The sequence below is a fragment of the Caulobacter sp. GW822-FHT01G02 genome, assembly GCF_058802865.1.
The window spans coordinates 257,336-273,631 of record NZ_JBXAON010000004.1; the positions used below are offsets into that span (position 1 = coordinate 257,336).

Annotated in this window: 21 protein-coding genes; 7 read left to right on the forward strand and 14 right to left on the reverse strand. The window is 67.6% G+C overall.

What is annotated here, in order from left to right:
* The first annotated feature begins 66 nt into the window (after positions 1–66).
* The 3 genes from AC1RNC_RS13485 (at position 67) to AC1RNC_RS13495 (ending at position 1,101) form a co-directional block, all read left to right on the forward strand.
* Positions 67–423 carry a UrcA family protein gene (locus tag AC1RNC_RS13485; RefSeq protein WP_492886925.1) on the forward strand — a complete coding sequence of 119 codons (357 nt, stop codon included), beginning with the start codon at positions 67–69 and terminating at the stop codon, positions 421–423.
* A 137-nt stretch (positions 424–560) separates the two neighbouring features.
* Positions 561–734 carry a DUF4160 domain-containing protein gene (locus AC1RNC_RS13490; RefSeq protein ID WP_492886926.1) on the forward strand — a complete coding sequence of 58 codons (174 nt, stop codon included), beginning with the start codon at positions 561–563 and terminating at the stop codon, positions 732–734.
* A gap of 100 nt (positions 735–834) precedes the next feature.
* The gene (locus AC1RNC_RS13495; protein WP_492887221.1) at positions 835–1,101 is read left to right on the forward strand and encodes a DUF2442 domain-containing protein; all 267 of its coding nucleotides are present in this window, start codon (positions 835–837) and stop codon (positions 1,099–1,101) included.
* Positions 1,102–1,176: 75 nt separating this feature from the next.
* On the opposite strand, the gene AC1RNC_RS13500 is transcribed toward AC1RNC_RS13495, so the two are convergent.
* The 7 genes from AC1RNC_RS13500 to AC1RNC_RS13530 all read right to left on the reverse strand — a co-directional run bounded on the left by AC1RNC_RS13500 (position 1,177) and on the right by AC1RNC_RS13530 (position 6,931).
* Positions 1,177–2,598, reverse strand: a complete 1,422-nt coding sequence (locus AC1RNC_RS13500; protein ID WP_492886927.1) for an NAD(P)(+) transhydrogenase (Re/Si-specific) subunit beta — start codon at positions 2,596–2,598, stop codon at positions 1,177–1,179.
* A 28-nt stretch (positions 2,599–2,626) separates the two neighbouring features.
* The gene (locus tag AC1RNC_RS13505; protein ID WP_099581343.1) at positions 2,627–2,962 is read right to left on the reverse strand and encodes a proton-translocating transhydrogenase family protein; all 336 of its coding nucleotides are present in this window, start codon (positions 2,960–2,962) and stop codon (positions 2,627–2,629) included.
* A 25-nt stretch (positions 2,963–2,987) separates the two neighbouring features.
* Positions 2,988–4,130, reverse strand: a complete 1,143-nt coding sequence (locus AC1RNC_RS13510; protein ID WP_492886928.1) for a Re/Si-specific NAD(P)(+) transhydrogenase subunit alpha — start codon at positions 4,128–4,130, stop codon at positions 2,988–2,990.
* A 118-nt stretch (positions 4,131–4,248) separates the two neighbouring features.
* Entirely contained in the window at positions 4,249–4,479 is a 231-nt protein-coding gene (locus AC1RNC_RS13515) for an aa3-type cytochrome c oxidase subunit IV (protein WP_125159184.1), read from the reverse strand.
* A 64-nt stretch (positions 4,480–4,543) separates the two neighbouring features.
* Positions 4,544–5,479, reverse strand: a complete 936-nt coding sequence (locus AC1RNC_RS13520; RefSeq protein WP_492886929.1) for a glycosyltransferase family 9 protein — start codon at positions 5,477–5,479, stop codon at positions 4,544–4,546.
* 56 nt (positions 5,480–5,535) lie between these two features.
* The gene (locus AC1RNC_RS13525) at positions 5,536–6,459 is read right to left on the reverse strand and encodes an alpha/beta fold hydrolase (RefSeq protein ID WP_492886930.1); all 924 of its coding nucleotides are present in this window, start codon (positions 6,457–6,459) and stop codon (positions 5,536–5,538) included.
* Positions 6,452–6,931, reverse strand: a complete 480-nt coding sequence (locus AC1RNC_RS13530) for a PaaI family thioesterase (protein ID WP_492886931.1) — start codon at positions 6,929–6,931, stop codon at positions 6,452–6,454. Before AC1RNC_RS13530 ends, AC1RNC_RS13525 begins: the two co-directional genes overlap by 8 nt.
* Positions 6,932–7,034: 103 nt before the next feature.
* On the opposite strand from AC1RNC_RS13530, the gene AC1RNC_RS13535 reads away from it, so the two are divergent.
* Together AC1RNC_RS13535 and AC1RNC_RS13540 are read left to right on the forward strand one after the other, a co-directional pair.
* Positions 7,035–7,544, forward strand: coding sequence for an RNA polymerase sigma factor (locus tag AC1RNC_RS13535; protein WP_492887222.1), 510 nt, complete (start codon positions 7,035–7,037; stop codon positions 7,542–7,544).
* A gap of 76 nt (positions 7,545–7,620) precedes the next feature.
* Complete coding sequence (locus AC1RNC_RS13540; RefSeq protein ID WP_492886932.1) at positions 7,621–8,124, forward strand: hypothetical protein; 504 nt, start codon at positions 7,621–7,623, stop codon at positions 8,122–8,124.
* Between the two features lie 112 nt (positions 8,125–8,236).
* Here AC1RNC_RS13540 and AC1RNC_RS13545 read toward each other — a convergent pair whose 3' ends face one another.
* Both AC1RNC_RS13545 and AC1RNC_RS13550 read right to left on the reverse strand, forming a co-directional pair.
* A complete protein-coding gene (locus tag AC1RNC_RS13545) occupies positions 8,237–9,604 on the reverse strand; it encodes an ABC1 kinase family protein (RefSeq protein WP_492886933.1) in 1,368 nt (455 codons plus the stop codon).
* 109 nt (positions 9,605–9,713) lie between these two features.
* Complete coding sequence (locus AC1RNC_RS13550) at positions 9,714–11,504, reverse strand: M3 family oligoendopeptidase (protein ID WP_492886934.1); 1,791 nt, start codon at positions 11,502–11,504, stop codon at positions 9,714–9,716.
* Between the two features lie 301 nt (positions 11,505–11,805).
* Between AC1RNC_RS13550 and AC1RNC_RS13555 the strand changes: the two genes are divergently transcribed.
* Both AC1RNC_RS13555 and AC1RNC_RS13560 read left to right on the forward strand, forming a co-directional pair.
* Entirely contained in the window at positions 11,806–13,278 is a 1,473-nt protein-coding gene (locus AC1RNC_RS13555) for a sigma-54-dependent transcriptional regulator (protein ID WP_492836821.1), read from the forward strand.
* The gene (locus AC1RNC_RS13560; RefSeq protein ID WP_492836820.1) at positions 13,278–13,379 is read left to right on the forward strand and encodes a hypothetical protein; all 102 of its coding nucleotides are present in this window, start codon (positions 13,278–13,280) and stop codon (positions 13,377–13,379) included. Before AC1RNC_RS13555 ends, AC1RNC_RS13560 begins: the two co-directional genes overlap by 1 nt.
* Positions 13,380–13,395: 16 nt before the next feature.
* On the opposite strand, the gene AC1RNC_RS13565 is transcribed toward AC1RNC_RS13560, so the two are convergent.
* The 5 genes from AC1RNC_RS13565 to AC1RNC_RS13585 all read right to left on the reverse strand — a co-directional run bounded on the left by AC1RNC_RS13565 (position 13,396) and on the right by AC1RNC_RS13585 (position 16,288).
* Positions 13,396–13,863, reverse strand: coding sequence for a hypothetical protein (locus tag AC1RNC_RS13565; RefSeq protein WP_492836819.1), 468 nt, complete (start codon positions 13,861–13,863; stop codon positions 13,396–13,398).
* 217 nt (positions 13,864–14,080) lie between these two features.
* On the reverse strand, positions 14,081–14,569 hold the full coding sequence (locus AC1RNC_RS13570; protein ID WP_492886935.1) for a hypothetical protein: 489 nt from the start codon (positions 14,567–14,569) through the stop codon (positions 14,081–14,083).
* A gap of 78 nt (positions 14,570–14,647) precedes the next feature.
* Positions 14,648–14,986: a hypothetical protein gene (locus tag AC1RNC_RS13575; protein ID WP_492836817.1), complete on the reverse strand. Its 339-nt coding sequence runs from the start codon at positions 14,984–14,986 to the stop codon at positions 14,648–14,650.
* A 67-nt stretch (positions 14,987–15,053) separates the two neighbouring features.
* Positions 15,054–15,323 (reverse strand): nucleoid-associated protein GapR, encoded by a 270-nt coding sequence (gapR, locus tag AC1RNC_RS13580; protein WP_099581374.1) that lies wholly within the window; start codon positions 15,321–15,323, stop codon positions 15,054–15,056.
* An 89-nt stretch (positions 15,324–15,412) separates the two neighbouring features.
* Positions 15,413–16,288, reverse strand: coding sequence for an NAD(P)-dependent oxidoreductase (locus AC1RNC_RS13585; protein WP_492886936.1), 876 nt, complete (start codon positions 16,286–16,288; stop codon positions 15,413–15,415).
* Between the last annotated feature and the right edge of the window lie 8 nt (positions 16,289–16,296).

Below are 16,296 nucleotides of genomic sequence, written 5' to 3' on the forward strand. Positions count from 1 at the left end.
GAACTCCCGAGAATAGACAGTATTCATCGGCGCAGGGAATAGCGCCCAGCCAGAGGGATACTTCAAATGCGCAAGTTCATCATGAGCCTGACCACCGTCGCCAGCCTGAGCCTCGCCGCCGTGCCGGTGCTGGGCCTGACCCAAGCCGCCAACGCCGCCGAGCGCGAACCGGTCACCACCGTCTCGTTCGCCGACCTGGACCTGTCCAGCCCGTCGCAAGCCGCGATCTTCAAGGCCCGCATCGACACCGCCGGCGAGGCCCTGTGCCGCGCCAAGCAACGCAGCAGCGAAGGCCTGCTCATGTCGCTGGGCGCCTGTGTCGCCGACGTCCATCGCGAAGTGAACGCCCAACTGCCCAAGCAACAACGCAAGGCCCTGGCCTTCGCCGCCCGCCGCAACGCGGTCGAGTTGGCCGCCAAGTGAGCTTGAGCGCCGCTGACCCAGACACCCACTCCCCCACACCCCGCGACAGAGGCTCCAGGTAACCCTGGGGCCTTTGTTTCGTTTTGATTGCGGATGGTAAAATATATCGCATAGATTGAAATAAATGGAGCACTCGCGTGCCGATTATTTCGATCTTCCTGGGCATCGTCATCCGGATCAATTTCGGAGACCACAATCCGCCGCATGTCCATGCCAACTACGGCGATCATGCCGCCCTCTTTGACATCACGTCCGGCCGCCGGCTGGCTGGACACTTCCCGCGCCGACAAGCGCGCTATGTGGTAGAATGAATTGTGAAGAACCGTCCCGAGTTGATGCGCAACTGGGATTTGGCGGTCGAGAAACTGCCCACGTTCAAGATCGAAGGGCTCGCCGATGAATGAGTACAAGATGGTGCAAGCCGTGCGCGTCAAGGCGCTGGATGGTTATCGCCTTGAGATCGATTTCGACGACCAGATGACGGGCATCCTCGACCTCCGCGATTTCGTCAGCGACGGTGTCGTGACCGAGCCGCTTCGCGATCCGGCCTTCTTTGCTCGCGTCTTTATCGAGATGGGCACCCCGACCTGGCCGAACGGCTGCGATTTCGACGCCATGAACGCCCATATGAAGCTGGCCACGGCAGGCCTGCTGAAGAGGATCGACGCAGCAGCCTGATTTAGGCTCTATACTTACAAAAAAGGCCCCAGCGTCACCGCCGGGGCCTTCGTCGTTTCTTGGCGGTGAGGAGCCCTACAGCCCCTTCACGATGCCTTCGACCATCTTCTTGGCGTCGCCGAACAGCATCATCGTGTTGTCGCGGAAGAACAGCTCGTTCTCGACGCCGGCATAGCCCGAGGCCATGCCGCGCTTGACGAAGAGGACGGTGCGGGCCTTCTCGACGTCCAGGATCGGCATGCCGAAGATGGCGCTGGTCGGGTCGGTCTTGGCGGCCGGGTTGGTGACGTCGTTGGCGCCGATCACGAAGGCCACATCGGCCGTCGAGAACTCGCTGTTGATGTCCTCCAGCTCGAACACCTCGTCATAGGGGACATTGGCCTCGGCCAGCAGCACGTTCATGTGGCCAGGCATCCGGCCGGCGACGGGGTGGATGGCGTACTTCACCTCGACGCCCTCTTCCTTCAGCTTGTCGGCCATTTCGCGCAGGGCGTGCTGGGCCTGAGAGACGGCCATGCCGTAGCCCGGGACGATGATCACCTTGCTGGCGTTCTTCATGATGAAAGCCGCGTCGTCGGCGCTGCCCTGCTTGACGGGACGGCTCTCGACCTTGCCGCCGGGACCGGCCGCCGCCGAAGCGTCGGCGCCGAAGCCGCCCAGGATCACCGACACGAACGAGCGGTTCATGCCCTTGCACATGATGTAGGACAGGATCGCGCCCGACGAACCGACGAGCGCGCCGGTGATGATCAGGGTGGTGTTCTCGAGCGTGAAGCCCAGGGCCGCCGCCGCCCAGCCGGAATAGCTGTTCAGCATCGACACGACGACCGGCATGTCCGCGCCGCCGATCGGGATGATCAGGGTGACGCCGATCAGCAGGCTCAGGGCGAAGATGCCCCAGAAGGCCCAGATGGCCGAACCGCCGCTGACCACCAGGACCACGACCAGGGCCACGATGGCCGCGGCGATGGCGATGTTCAGCAGGTGACGGGCCGGCAGCAGGATCGGCGCGCCGCCCATATTGCCGTTCAGCTTGGCGAAGGCGATGACCGAGCCGGTGAAGGTGATGGCGCCGATAGCCAGGCCCAGCGACAGCTCGATCAGGCTGTTGAGGTGGATGTGTCCGTCCTCGCCCACGATGCCGTAGGCGGCGGGCGTATAGATGGCGGCCACGGCCACGAGGCAGGCGGCCATGCCGACCAGCGAGTGGAAGGCGGCGACCAGTTGCGGCATCGAGGTCATGGCGACCTTGCGGGCGATGACCGCCCCGACCGCGCCCCCGACGGCGACGCCGCCCAGGATCAGGCCCAGGGTCACGACGTCCAGCGCGCCCTGGCTCCACAGGGTGGCCAGGGTGGTGCCGACGGCGATGGCCATGCCGATCATGCCGTTACGGTTGCCCGCCTGGCTGGTCACGGGACTGGAAAGGCCACGCAGCGCGAGGATGAACAGCACCCCCGAGACGATGTAGAGAATGGCGGCGAGATTGGCGTTCATTGTTCTATTTCCCCCTGCTCTCGCTTGCTCACTTCTTCTCTTTCTTCTTGTACATCGCCAGCATGCGCTGGGTGACCAAGAAGCCGCCGAAGATGTTGACCGCCGCGAAGGCCGCGGCGAGCGTGCCGGCCCCCTTGGAGATCCAGGTCGAGCCGGCGACGGCGCCGCCGGCCAGGTCGCTATTGGCGCCATGGGCCGCGGCGGCCAGCAGGGCGCCAACGATGATCACCGACGAAATGGCGTTGGTGACGGCCATCAGCGGCGTGTGCAGCGCGGGCGTCACGCTCCAGACGACGTAGTAGCCGACGAAGATGGCGAGCACGAAGATCGCCAGACGGAACACGGTGGGGTCGACGGCTTCCATGGGAGCCTCCCTTTCGATGCTGTTGTTAGGCGGTCTTCAAATTCGGGTGGACGATCGCGCCGCCGCGGGTGACGACGGCGGCCTGCAGGATCTCGTCCTCGAAGTTGGGGGCGAACGCGCCCTCCTTCGTCGTGAACAGGGTCGCCAGGGCCATCAGGTTGCGGGCGTAGAGCGCGCTGGCGTCGGTGGCGATGCGGCCCGGCAGGTTGGCGTGACCGAGGATCTTGGCGCCGTTGGCGGTGATCACCGTCTCGTTCAGCTTCGCGCCCTCGACATTGCCGCCCTGCTCAATGGCCAGGTCGACCAGGATCGAGCCCGCGCGCATCGACGCCACCTGGGCGGCGCTGACCAGTTTCGGCGCGGGACGGCCGGGAATCAGGGCCGTGGTGATGACGATGTCCTGCTTGGCGATGTGGCTGGAAACCAGTTCAGCCTGCTTGGCCTGGTATTCCTTGGACATCTCCTTGGCGTAGCCGCCAGCGGTCTGGGCGTTCTTGAATTCCTCGTCCTCGACGGCCAGGAACTTGGCGCCCAGAGACTCGACCTGCTCCTTGGTGGCCGGACGCACGTCGGTGGCGGTGACCACCGCGCCCAGGCGGCGGGCCGTGGCGATGGCCTGCAGGCCGGCGACGCCCACGCCCATGATGAACACCTTGGCCGCGGCGACGGTGCCGGCGGCGGTCATCATCATTGGCAGGGCCTTGCCATAGGCCTCGGCGCCCTCGATCACGGCGCGATAGCCGGCGAGGTTGGCCTGGGACGACAGCATGTCCATCACCTGCGCGCGGGTGATGCGCGGGATGAACTCCATGGCGATCGCCGTCGCGCCGGCCTTTGCCAGGGCGTCCAGCGTTTCCTTGTCCTGGTAGGGATTGAGCGCGGCGGCGACGATGGCCCCGCTCTTCAGGGCCGCGATCTCGGCGGCCTCGGGCGCGCGCACCTTGAACAGGACGTCGGCGTCCTTGAGGGCCTCGACGGCCGTCTTGGCGATCTTGGCGCCGGCGGCCTCGTAGTCGGCGTCCGGATAGGACGCGGCCGTCCCCGTCCCCGCCTGGACCACCACCGAGAAGCCGGCGGCGCCGAGCTTCTTGACGGTTTCAGGCGTGGCCGCGACCCGCGTTTCGTTCGCGCGGGTCTCTTTCGTGACGGCGATAACGGCCATCGGCATACCCCTCCCCAGAGCGCTGTTTGCTCAGCAGCATGCGGCGCTCTGTAGGGGATAGTCTTGCCTCTTGTCGAGGCTCAAGACGCAGCTCAGGGAGAAAATATGCCGATGTCCACCGGTGTCAGTGGGTCGAGGCCGGCTTGTCGCGCAGGAAGAAGATCCCCGCGGCCAGCAGCAAGGCGGCGGCGATAGCGCTGCCGATGAAGCCGGCCGCGGTGCAGAACAGCAGGGTGATGAACAGCAGCAGGGTGGCGACGGCCAGCGAGCCCCACTTCGTCATGTTGTTGAACGCCGCGAAGGTCGCGACTTGTTCGTGAATGTCCATCTCACCGCGGTGATAATCGCCGGCCATGTGTCGTCCTTGGAAGCAAAGAGAGAATACCGAGCCCGCCCGATACAACGGGGGGCGCTAAGGCTCAAGCGTGCGTATTGCCCCAGGCTTCCGATACGAAGCGGGCGCGCACGGCGTCGACAGCCTGACCGACCGTGATATCGGAGATTCGCCCCTCGCCGCCGTCCAGCCGCGAGAGCCAGCGGGAATAGGCCGGCACCGGCGCCGTGCCCATCAGCCCCACGCACGGCGTGCCGACGGCGGCGGCCACGTTGAGCGCGCCCGAATCGTTGCCCAGGAACCCGGCCGACAGCGCGATCAGAGCGGCGGACTTGTCCAGCGTCAGGTCGCAGGCCACCACGTTGTTGGGCAGATCGCCGATCGCGGCCGTGGCGACGCGCGCCTCGTGCGGGCCGCCGACCCAGAACACCGTACCGAACAGGTCCGAGAGCCGCGACGCCGTCTGGGCGAACCTCTCGGCCGGCCAGGTGCGCGCGGGCTCGCTGGCGCCAATGCCCAGGGTCAGCCAGGGACCAGGTTTGTCGGCGTACCTGGTCTTCACGGCCGCCAGCGCCTCGGGATCCAGCCTCAGCTCCGGCTCCCGACTGTCGACGACCAGGCCGTGAGCCTCCTCGAACGCCGCCAGCTTGTCGAGCCGGTGGGCGGAGCGCATCGCCTTGGGCAGGTACGGCCCCGTGGTCAGGAACCGCTCCTGCCCGTGCCCAAGGCCAAAGCCTCGCCGCTCGGGCGCGCCGGCCAGGGCGGCGGCGATGGCGGGGCGGTCGATCTTCTCCAGGACCCACACCGCGCGCGGCCTCTCGGCGCGGCAGATGCGATAGAAGTCAATGACTTCGCGCACGCCCTTCAGCTTGCCCTTGTAGTGGGGGGCGTACAGCACGCGCGCGACGCTGGGCTCGACGGTCAGGACCTCGGCGGCGCGGCTGGACGGTCGCGCGACCAGCACGACCTTGCGCTCGGGCGTCGTGGCCGCGATGGCTCGGATCGTCGGCAAATGCCACATCAGATCGCCGATCCCGCGATCGGGCGCGTAGACGAGAACGGGCCCCGGCGCGTCGCTCAGGACCAGTTCGCCAATAGTCCACGGAGCCCGGCCACGAAGGCCAGGGGCTGGTCGATCATCACGTGATGATCGGCGTCGGGCAGCGGGAGAAGCAGCACGTCCTTGGGCATTTGCGCCACCATATAGTCGAGCGTCTCCGCATGCATCAGGTTAGATCGCTCGCCCCACATCAGGGCCGCCGGACAAGCGATCTGAGGCAGAAGCTGCCCAAGATCGGGCATCCGGAAATTGTGCCAGAGATCCGGATCGAACTTCCAGGTCCAGCCGCCCTCCACCGCCTTCAGCGAGCGACGGGCGATGAAGTCGGCGATGTAGAGGTTCTCGCACGGCTGCGGCGGGGCCAGGCGAAAGCGATTCAGCCCCTCTTCCAGCGTGACGTAGACACGGCTGCCCTGCCCGGAACGCGGCGGCGGGCCCTTCCAGCGCTTTTCCGGCGGCTGGATGCTGCTGTCGGCCAAGATCGCGCCGCGCAGGCGCTCGGGATGGCGCGCGGCGCAATAGAGGGTCGGAAAGCCGCCGAAAGAGTGGCCGACGACGATCGGCTTGACGCCGCCGGCCTCGAGGCCAGCGGCCTCGACGGCGGCGAAGATTTCGGTCGCGAACAGTTCGGCGCTGTAGGCCGGCCGCCAGTCGCTGCCGCCCATGCCCGACCACGAGATCGCCGCCACGCGCCAGTCCTGGGCGAAAAACGGCGCGATGAAGCTCCACCAGTCGGCGTGGGCGCCGTTGCCGTGCAGGAACAGCAGGCCCGGCTTGCCAATCTCGCCCCAGGTCAGCAGTTCGATGTTCGCGCCCTCGACGGCGATGGTCGAACGCTCCGGGGCTTGGGCGACGGCGCCCTTGAACCAGGCCGGGGCCGGCGGCGGCTCGCCGTGGAAGGGGGCCAGCAGCGAGACCGGCGAGGTTTGATCGTCAGCCATCGGCGCTTTCCGTATAGGCTAGTTCGCCCGGACGCGGCTTGCGGGGGCTCAGCGCCTTGAAGACGCCCGTACCGGTGATCAGGGTGCGGTCGCCGGCCCAGATGCGGCCGCGTACGGTGAACAGCAGGTCCTCCTCGCCGATCAGTTCGCCCTCGCCCTCCACCCAGTCGCCCAGCTTGGCGCCCGAGAGGAAGTCGCACATCAGCCGCACGGTGACCCAGCTGTAGGACTTCTGCAGCGAGATGATCCGGCCCCAGGCCATGTCGGCGAAGCTCATCAGCATGCCGCCGTGGCAGTTGCCCAGGCCGTTGGTGTGGTGCTCCTCGACCCGGAACGCCAGGCGCGCCTGGCCCGGGCCTTCGCTATGCTCGAACAGCGGCCCGATCTGACGGCCGAAGCCGCGAGACCAGTTCAGCTGGGAGAACCCGTCGGGGATCGCGGCGGTCTGGGCGTCTGTCAGGTCGTCGGACATGCCGTCAGGCTAACGAGCGTTTGAAAAAAGAAAAGCCTTCCGTAAGGACGAGGCCCCGGCCGGCATCTAACCTTTCGAAACGGGGAGACGGATGGCCAAGGGGATGGCGAGCGACCACGACATCGACGAGGACTTCGCCGACTGGCTGGCGCCGCATCTACCGATGCTGCAGCGGACGGCGCGGGCGTTCGCCGAACCCTGCGACCAGCACGACCTGCTGCAGGAACTGACGGTGGCGCTGTGGAAGGCGCGCCCGAGCTTCCGGGAGCAGAGCGCGGCCGGGACCTTCGCCCACCGGGTAGCCCACAACGCCGCCCTCACCTGGCGGCGGGGTGAGATCCGGCGACGCCTGCGCGGCGTGTCGATCGAGGCCGAGCTGCTGATCCGCGACGCGGGCGATGATCCGCAAGGCCCGCTGCTGGAGCGGCTCTATGCGGCCATCCGCACCCTGGCCCCGATCGAGCGCTCGCTGATCCTGCTGTCGCTGGACGGCGTCGCCTATGGCGAGATCGCCCGGCTGCACGGGCTCACCGAGACCAATGTCGGCGCGCGGCTGACCCGCCTGCGCCAACGGCTCTCGACCCAAGTGAAGGAGGACGCCGATGGACTTTGAGCGCCTCGAACAGGTCTGGCGGTCAGAGGCCAACCGCCCCTCCGAAGAGCACCAGGCCCGACTGATGGAGGCACTGATGAGCACCTTGAAGACCCGTCGCAGGACGGAATTCCTGCTGAGCGCCATCCCGTTCGCGGCCCTGGCCGTGTTCACGCTCGTCGCCGGCGCGGCCGTGCTGCGTGGCGGCGAGGACTTTCACGGCTGGGCTGGCATGGCGATGCTGGGCGTGTGCTGGGTCGTGATGATCGCGGTGTTCTGGAACGGCTTCCGGGCCCGCACCCGCGACACCGGCCAGCCGATGCGCGACACCCTGGCCGGCCTCCTGGCCCGCAACCAGGCGGCGCGGCGGAACTACCACGTGTTCTGGATGATGGCCCCGGTGTTCATCCTGCCCATGTGGTTCGCCATCGAGCGCCTGCAGCGCGACGGCAAGATGGACAGCGCGGCGGGGATGCAGGCCCTGGCCTTGTGCGGCGGGGCGCTAGTGGCCAGCTTCGGCTGGAACACCCTGCGGTTCTACTGGGTGATGAAGCCCGAGCAGCGGCGGCTGGAAGACCTTCTCCGAGAATACGAACACTAATCTTGTCATCCCGGCCGTAGCGTAAGCGGAGAGCCGGGACCCAGGGGCCAATGGCAGGGCGGTTGCCCCTGGGTCCCGGACAGCCTCTGCGAGGCTTCCGGGATGACAAGAATTAGAGGCCGACCTCGGAGAGCGCCTTCGCCTGCCGCTCGGCGACACCCTCCTCCGAGAACCCCTCCAGCGACGCCTCGAACAGCGCCCGCCAGTTGTGGCGAGCCCCGAGATGCAGGAAGGCCGCGCCCAGCCCGATCGCCGCGCGGTCCATGAACACGAATTCGCGCGGGATGGTGATCCCGCCCACCGCCTTCAGGGCCTGGCGCACCTTGAAAGCTTCGCGGCGCCCGTACTCGCCCGGCGGGACGTCGTCGGCGACGGTGCGGATCCGGTCGTCCAGCAGCGGGCCGTAGATGAAGCGCGCCCAGACGTTCAGGGTGTCGACCAGTTCGTCGGTCAGGCCCTGGAAGCCCCAGGTGCGATAGGCCTCGACCTGCTCGGCGCGGTCGTCGTTCGAGAGCGCGCGATAGAGCCGCACCACCCCGGCCACGAACGTCGGCGGGAAGACGCGGATGCAGCCGAAATCGAGCAGGTTCAGGTGCGCCGCCTCGTCACCGCCGAAACTGTAGTTCCCCAGGTGCGGGTCGCCATGGATGATCCCGAGATGGGTCATCGGGCTCCACCACGCCTCGAACAGCAGGGCGGCGATGCGGTCGCGGGTCTCCTGCGGGGCGCTCTTGAAGGCCAGCAGGCCCTGGCCGTCCAGCCAGGTCATCGACAGCAGGCGGCCGGTGGACAGCTCCGGAACCGGCGTCGGCGTGCGGATGTTCTCGCGGTCGGCGAAAAAATTTCCGTACACGGACATCATCCTGGCCTCACGCCCGTAGTCCAACTCCTCGCGCAGGCGATCACCGATCTCGACGATCATTTCGGACGGGTCGATCGAGCCGTCCATGCGCTTGAAGACGCCGATCAGGGCGCGCAGCTGACCCAGGTCGCTTTCGACCGCGCTCTGCATGTCGGGGTACTGCAGCTTCACGGCGATGGCCCGGCCGTCATGGGTCGTGGCGCGGTGCACCTGGCCCAGCGAGGCGGCGGCGGCGGCCTCGTGCTCGAAGGTCGCGAACCTGGATTGCCAGTCGGGTCCCAGCTCGGCCGCCATGCGCCGGCGCACGAACGGCCAGCCCATGGCGGGCGCGTTGGTCTGGAGCTCGGCGAACTCCTTGGCGAACTCGGGCGGCAACAGGTCCGGCACCGTGGCGAACATCTGGGCCGCCTTCATCAGCGGCCCCTTCAGCCCGCCCAGCGCCGCCTTCAGCGCCTTGGCGTTGCGAGCGTTGGCGTCGTCGCCGGCGAAGACGCGGTTGGCGCCGTAGGACACGGCCGCGCCCGAGAGCCCGGCGCCCACCTTGGCGAAACGGGAGAGCCGGCCGGAGAGGCGGTCGCGTTCGGGGTCTTTGGCGGGGTCGTTACGATCGTCAACCATGCCGCGTCACCTCGTGCTTCGACAGGCTCAGCATGAGGTGACGGACGCACCCCGGAAGTTCTTCGCCCTCATCCTGAGCTTGTCGAAGGACGAGGGCGAACGCAGGGCGTCAGACGAGCCGTTCGAACTCGTCCACCAGCCGCTCCAGCTGCGCGCAGCCGGCGGCCCAGAACGCCTTGTCCCTGGGGTTCAACCCGAAGGGCTTCAGCGCCTCGACATAGGTGCGCGTGCCGCCGGCCGCGAGCAGATCCTCGTACAGGGGCGCGAATTTGGCCGGATTCTCGCGGCGCTTCTCCATCAGCCCGCGCACCAGGAGATCCCCGAACGCATAGGCGTAGACGTAGAACGGCGCGTGGCAGAAGTGGCTGACATAGGCCCAGTAGTGCTCGTAGCCTTCGTTCAGCTTCACGGCCGGGCCCAGGCTCTCGCCCATCACCTCCAGCCAAAGGCCGCCGATCTGGTCGGGCGACAGCTCGCCCTCCTGGCGGGCCTCGTGGAAGCGGCGCTCGAAGCGGTGGAAGGCGATCTGGCGGACCACCGTGTTGAGGCCGTCCTCGATCTTGCCAGCCAGCAGGCCCTTGCGGTCCTCGGGGCTCGCCTCGGCCAGCAGGCGGTCGAAGACCAGGCCCTCGCCGAAGATCGAGGCCGTCTCGGCCAGGGTCAGGGGCGTATCGGCCAGCAGGGTGCCCAGCGGCTGGCACAGGGTCTGGTGGACGGCGTGGCCCAGTTCGTGGGCCAGGGTCAGCACGTCGCGCCGCTCGCCCATATAGTTCATGAACACGAACGGATGGCGGTCGGCGGTCACCGGATGGGCGAAGGCGCCGGACTGCTTGCCCGGACGCGGGCGAGCATCGATCCACGGCCTGTCGAAGAACACCCGCGCGGCGTCGGCGAACTTCGGCGCCAGGTCCTGGAAGCTTTCCAGCACCATGCCCTTGGCTTCGTCCCAGGCGTAGGCGCGCGGGGCGGCGGCGGTCAGCGGGGCGTTGCGGTCCCAGTAGTCCAGGCTGTCGCGGCCCATGACCTTGGCCTTCAGGGCGTAGTAGCGGTGCGACAGGCGCGGATAGGCCTCGACCACCGCCTGCTCCAGGGCGTCGACCGCGTCGCCGTCGACCTCATTGGCCAGGTGACGCGACTGGGCGGGGCTGTCGTAGCGGCGCCAGCGGTCCTCGACCTGTTTCTCGAAGGCCAGGGTGTTCAGCGCCAGGGCCTGGGTCGAGGCGCGCTCTTCCAAAGCCTTGGCCAGTCCGTCCGCGGCGGCCTTGCGCCGCGTGACGTCGGGGTCGGAGAGACGGTTCAGGGTCTCGGGCAAGGTCAGGGTTTCGTCGCCAGCGGTCGCGGTCAGCTTGGCAAGGGTTTCGTCCCACAGCCGCACCCAGTTGGCGACGGCCGGGCTCTTGTCGACGATGAAGCGCTCCAGCTCCGGCGAAAGCTCGTGCGGCCGCGACAGGCGCACGCGGCGCAGCCACGGCGCCCAGCGGGCCGCGTCGGGATGGGCCTCCAGCGCCTTGGCGATCTCGCCGTCTTCCAGCTGATTCAGCTCCAGCGTGAAGAACAGGCTCTCGGCGGCGATCTGGGACGAGCGGGCCCGCAGGTCGGCCTCGAACTTGGCCCAGGCCGGGTCATCGCGAGCGACGGCGGCTTCCAGACCGGCATAGGCTCCGACGCTCCACAGGCCGTTGGTGGCCTGTTCATAGAGGGTGATCCCGCGATCCAGCAGCACGCCCAAGCGCGCTGGCTCCTTGCGAGCCTCCAGGAACATCCCCTCCAGCGAGGCGAGTTCGTCATTGGCGGCCTTGGCGGCGGCGAGGTCGGTTTCGATCCGGGGATCGTCGCGGCCGACATAGAGATCGGCCAGGTTCCATTCGGGCGGGGTGTCGGGCTTGAAGGGCGCGTTCATGGGCTAGCAGATAGGCCTCGGCGGCCCGCAGGCGCAACGCGTCAGATCGACGGATGGCGTTTCTGGATCGCCTTGGGCGTGGGGTGCGCCAGGCCTGTCGCAGAAGCCCCACCAGTTCGTCGGTCTCGATAGCAGCAGATTGGCGTACGCGCGCCCCTCCCCAGGTAAGGTCCTGTTAACGCTAAACCTTAAGCTCCGCGACACGTCTGCGAAAGCCGGTGTTTACCCGCGGCCTGTATCACTCTGAACCAACAAGAGCCTTGCTCCATGTGGGCATGGCCGGTTCTGGTGGATGTGCCCTATGACCAAAACGGTCCTAGTCGTCGATGACGACCCGACACAACGTCGGCTGATCCAGGCGGTGCTCGAGCGCGACGGGTTCGCGGTCTCGCACGCCGAAGGCGGCGACGCGGCGATCGCGCACCTGACGTCGGGCGCTCCGGCCGACGTGATCCTGCTCGACCTCGTCATGCCCGGCCTGACCGGTCAGGAGACGCTGAAGGAGATGCGCGCCCGCGGCTTCAACCAGCCCGTGATCGTGCTGACCGCCAGCGGCGGCGTCGATACCGTGGTCAAGGCCATGCAGGCCGGAGCCGCCGACTTCTTCATCAAGCCGGCCAGCCCCGAGCGCATCACCGTCTCGATCCGCAACGTCCTGTCCATGGGCGACCTCAAGGGCGAGGTCGAGCGCCTGACCAAGCGGGCCGGCGGCAAGACGACCTTCGCGGATCTGATCGGCGCCTCGCCGGTCATGACCATGGTCAAGCGCATGGGCGAGCGGGCGGCCAAGAGCGCCATCCCCGTGCTGATCACCGGCGAAAGCGGCGTCGGCAAGGAGCTGATCGCCCGCGCGGTGCATGGCTCCTCGGAGCGCGCCGGCAAGCCGTTCGTGGCCGTTAACTGCGGCGCCATCCCCGAGAACCTCGTGGAGTCGATCCTGTTCGGCCACGAGAAGGGCTCGTTCACCGGCGCCAGCGACAAGCATCTGGGCAAGTTCAAGGAAGCCGACGGCGGCACCCTGTTCCTGGACGAGGTCGGCGAACTGCCGCTGGACGTCCAGGTCAAGCTGCTGCGCGCGCTGCAGGAAGGCGAGATCGATCCGATCGGCTCAAAGCGTTCGCTGAAGGTCGACGTCCGCATCGTCTCGGCGACCAATCGCGATCTGCAGCAGGCCGTTTCGGTCGGGCATTTCCGCGAAGACCTCTACTACCGCCTGAACGTCTTCCCGCTGGAAGCCCCCAGCCTGCGCGAGCGCCGCGAGGATATCCCGGCCCTCGTCGAGGCGTTCATTCGCCGCTTCAACGTCGAAGAGGGCAAGCGCGTCATCGGCGCCTCGCCCGAGACCCTGCAGCTGCTGACCGCGTTCGACTGGCCCGGCAATGTTCGCCAGCTGGAGAACACGGTCTATCGCGCCATCGTGCTGGCCGACGCGCCTTACCTGCAGCCCTACGACTTCCCGGCCATCTCGGGGCTCGCCGCGCCAGTCGAGGCCGTCGCGACCCCGCCCGCGCCGCCGCCGGCCGCCATGCTGCAAGCCGCCCACGCGGCCATGGCCGCCCCGACGGGCGCGGCCGAGGCGCCCGTGCGCATCCTCGACGACCGCGGCCACCTGCGGACGCTGGAAGACATCGAGCGCGACCTTATTCAGCACGCCATCGACGTCTATGCCGGCCATATGAGCGAAGTCGCCCGCCGCCTCGGCATCGGCCGCTCGACCCTCTATCGCAAGGTTCGCGAGCAGGGCATCGAGGTCGATATGAAGGAGGCTGGCTGATGGCTCTGATGATCTTCCGTCCGGTCTCGCGCGAACAGCGCCTGAAGGCGCTGCTGAAGCCGGCGCGCCCGGCGGTGTCGGCGAAGCCGGCGCGCGCCTGAGGCGTTCAAGACCGAACTAATGTCCGGGAGCGGCCACGCTGAAGCTTGGCCGCTCTTCGACATTCTGGGGGGCCTCCTCGATGCGGACCCATCCCGCGCCGGACCGCCGAGCCATGCCCTCGATCTCCATCTGCTCCAGCTCGCGGCCGACCTGGGCCGGGGTCACCGGCCGGCTCCAGCGGTGATCCAGCTGACGGGCGATCTCCGCCTCGTTCAGGCCCGGCGCCTGGGTCAAGGTGATCAGGATCATGTCGCGGGTGGAGCGCCCCCTTCGGCCGCGCTTACCCGGAGCTGGCGGCGCGAACGGCGCCGGCTCGCCGGCCGACAGCCGCTCGGACATGCCGGCCTGCTTGAGGGCCTCCAGCGCCACGATGATCGCTCGTAGCTCGCCCTCGAACGGCGCCTGGGCGCGCTTTTGAGCCTCAACCATGCGGGTTTCCAACTCCGCCTTGCGGCGCAGCAGATATTGATAGGTGGTCGCCATTATCCTTGATCCACGGAGCCGTGCAGCTCGCTCGACGCCGATCCAGGCTTTCGCCCGCGTACGTCGAGGCTGGAGCCGCGACCCGCCCGCGACCCAGAACCTCACAGCGATGAGTATTTAACTCTTTACAATTATTCACATTTTCAGCCGAGACTCTTACCAAGATCTTAACGTCGCTCGGCGAACAAGAGTTTTTGGTAAGCCTTTGAGACAAATCTCAGGCTGTTTTTGTCATCTTTTCTCGTGACGCCGCGATCAGAGCGATGGGCGCGCCGACCATGAACAGATGCGCGCCCAGATTGTTCACGAAGGTCGACAGCACGAAGGGTCCGCCATGCGGGGCCCGCGACAGCGGCAGGACCACATAGTTCATCACCGCATAGGTCGCCAGGCCATAGGCCAGGCCCATGACGATCGGGCGCTTGGTCAGGATCGGCAGTCTCGGGCCGGCCAGCACATAGCAGGCGACCATCGCCGCCATGATGCCGAAGTGGGCCGCGAGCCCCAGCGCCGCCGCCGGCGCGCCGCCGGTGAAGGCCGCCTTGCCCAGCAGGCCGCTGGCCACGCTCTGGAAGATCCGCTCCGGCGCGACACCCTTGGTCACGCCCCAATAAACGCAGGCCTCGGTCATATCCAGGGTTCCGGCCACCGCCGTTCCCAGCAGGATGGTCAGCACGACGTGGCGCGGCGACTTGGTGTTTGCCATGGTTTTCCTCCCGGTTTCCTGGGGAGGAAGGCTAAGCGCGAACCGCGCGTCTCCGGGCCTGGCCTGGTCGCGTCGGAATCAGTCTTCGTCGCTTTCCGGCGCGGGTTCTGGCTCGCGACCGCGCCGCGCAAAGCCCTTGCCGCGCTTCATCGGCTTGGCCTCGCCCTTGGCCTTGCGGGCGATTTCCTTGAGCTTGATGGCCTGGTTGCCCGACAGGGCCTGACCGCGCGCGCCCTTCTCGGGATCGGCGAAGGCCCGCCCATAGGTCTCGACGCGCTGGGCGACGCTGGTCAGGAACTCGCCCTCCCATTCGGAGAGTTCGACGCCCGACTTCTCGGCCGCGCGACGGGCCCGCTTGAGGGCGTTCAGCGCGGCCTTCTTGGCCTGTGCTTTCGGATCGGGCGGCTTGGCGCGCATGTCGCGAGGACTATCCCCGACCCCGCGCGCCAAAACACTACCTAAAAAATGCGCGCCCGGTAAAAACTCAGATCTCGCCGATGGCCGAGAGGTACAGGTCGAGGATCGCGTCCTCTTCCTGGCGCTTGGCGCGGTCCTGCTTGCGCAGACGAACCACCTTCTTGAGGATCTTCACGTCGAAGCCATTGCCCTTGGCCTCGGCATAGACCTCCTTCATCTGCTCCATGATCTCGGTCTTTTCGACCTCGAGGCGTTCGACGCGGTCGATGATCGACTTCAGCTGACCCTGGGCGGTCGAGTTCAGAACGTCGGCGTGGGGAGTGGCGTCGTCGGCCATGCGGAAAGTCTCGCGAGAGGCTGGAATTGGGAGGCGCGGAACCTAGTGCGAACGCGCGCCCCTGGGAAGCGCGATTCAGCGACCTTCCACTACCTTCCTTCGACCCTGGCTCGCGCGACTTCGGCGAGGGCGGCCAGGTCGAGGTCCTTGTCCGGTCCGCCCAGCAGGGATTCCAGGCTGGCCTCGGCCAGATCGGCCAAAGGCATCGACAGGCCCTTGGCCTCGGCGGCGTCCAGCACCAGGCGCACGTCCTTGAGGCCAAGCTCGGCGGCGAAGCCCGGCGGGCTGTAACGGCGCTCGGCGATCATGGCCCCGTAGATCTTGTAGATCGGCGCCGCGAACAGGGTGCTCGACAGCATGTCCAGCAACTCGGGCGCCTCGACGCCATAGGCTTCACCCAGCGCCACGGCCTCGCCCATGCTCTCGATGGCCGAGACGATCATGAAGTTGCCGGCCAGCTTCAGGGCGTTGGCGCGGACGGGATCCTCGCCCAGCGGCCAGACCTTGGCGGCCAGCAGCTCCAGCACCGGCATGGCGGCGGCCACGGCGTCGGGCGCGCCGGCGGCCAGGACGTTCAGCCCCCCGGCCTGGGCCACGGGCGGACGGCCGAACACCGGCGCGGCGACATAGCCCAGACCCAGCTCGGCGTGCAGGACCGACAGCTCGGCGGCCAGGGCGGTCGAGATGGTGGCGAGGTTGACGTGGACCACGCCCTTGCGGGCCTTGGCCAGAACGCCGGTGTCCAGCAGCACCGCGCGCATGGCCTGGTCGTGGGCCAGCATGGTCAGCACGATATCAGCGGCGAAGGCCTCGTCGACGCTGGCGGCCGCGCTCGCGCCCTCGGCGGCCAGCTCGTCGACGATCGCGCGCGAGCGGTTCCACACCGTCACCTGGACGCCCTTGCCCAGCAGGTTGCGGACCATGGCCGCGCCCATGGCGCCGAGGCCGACGAAACCGACGTTCATGCAAGATC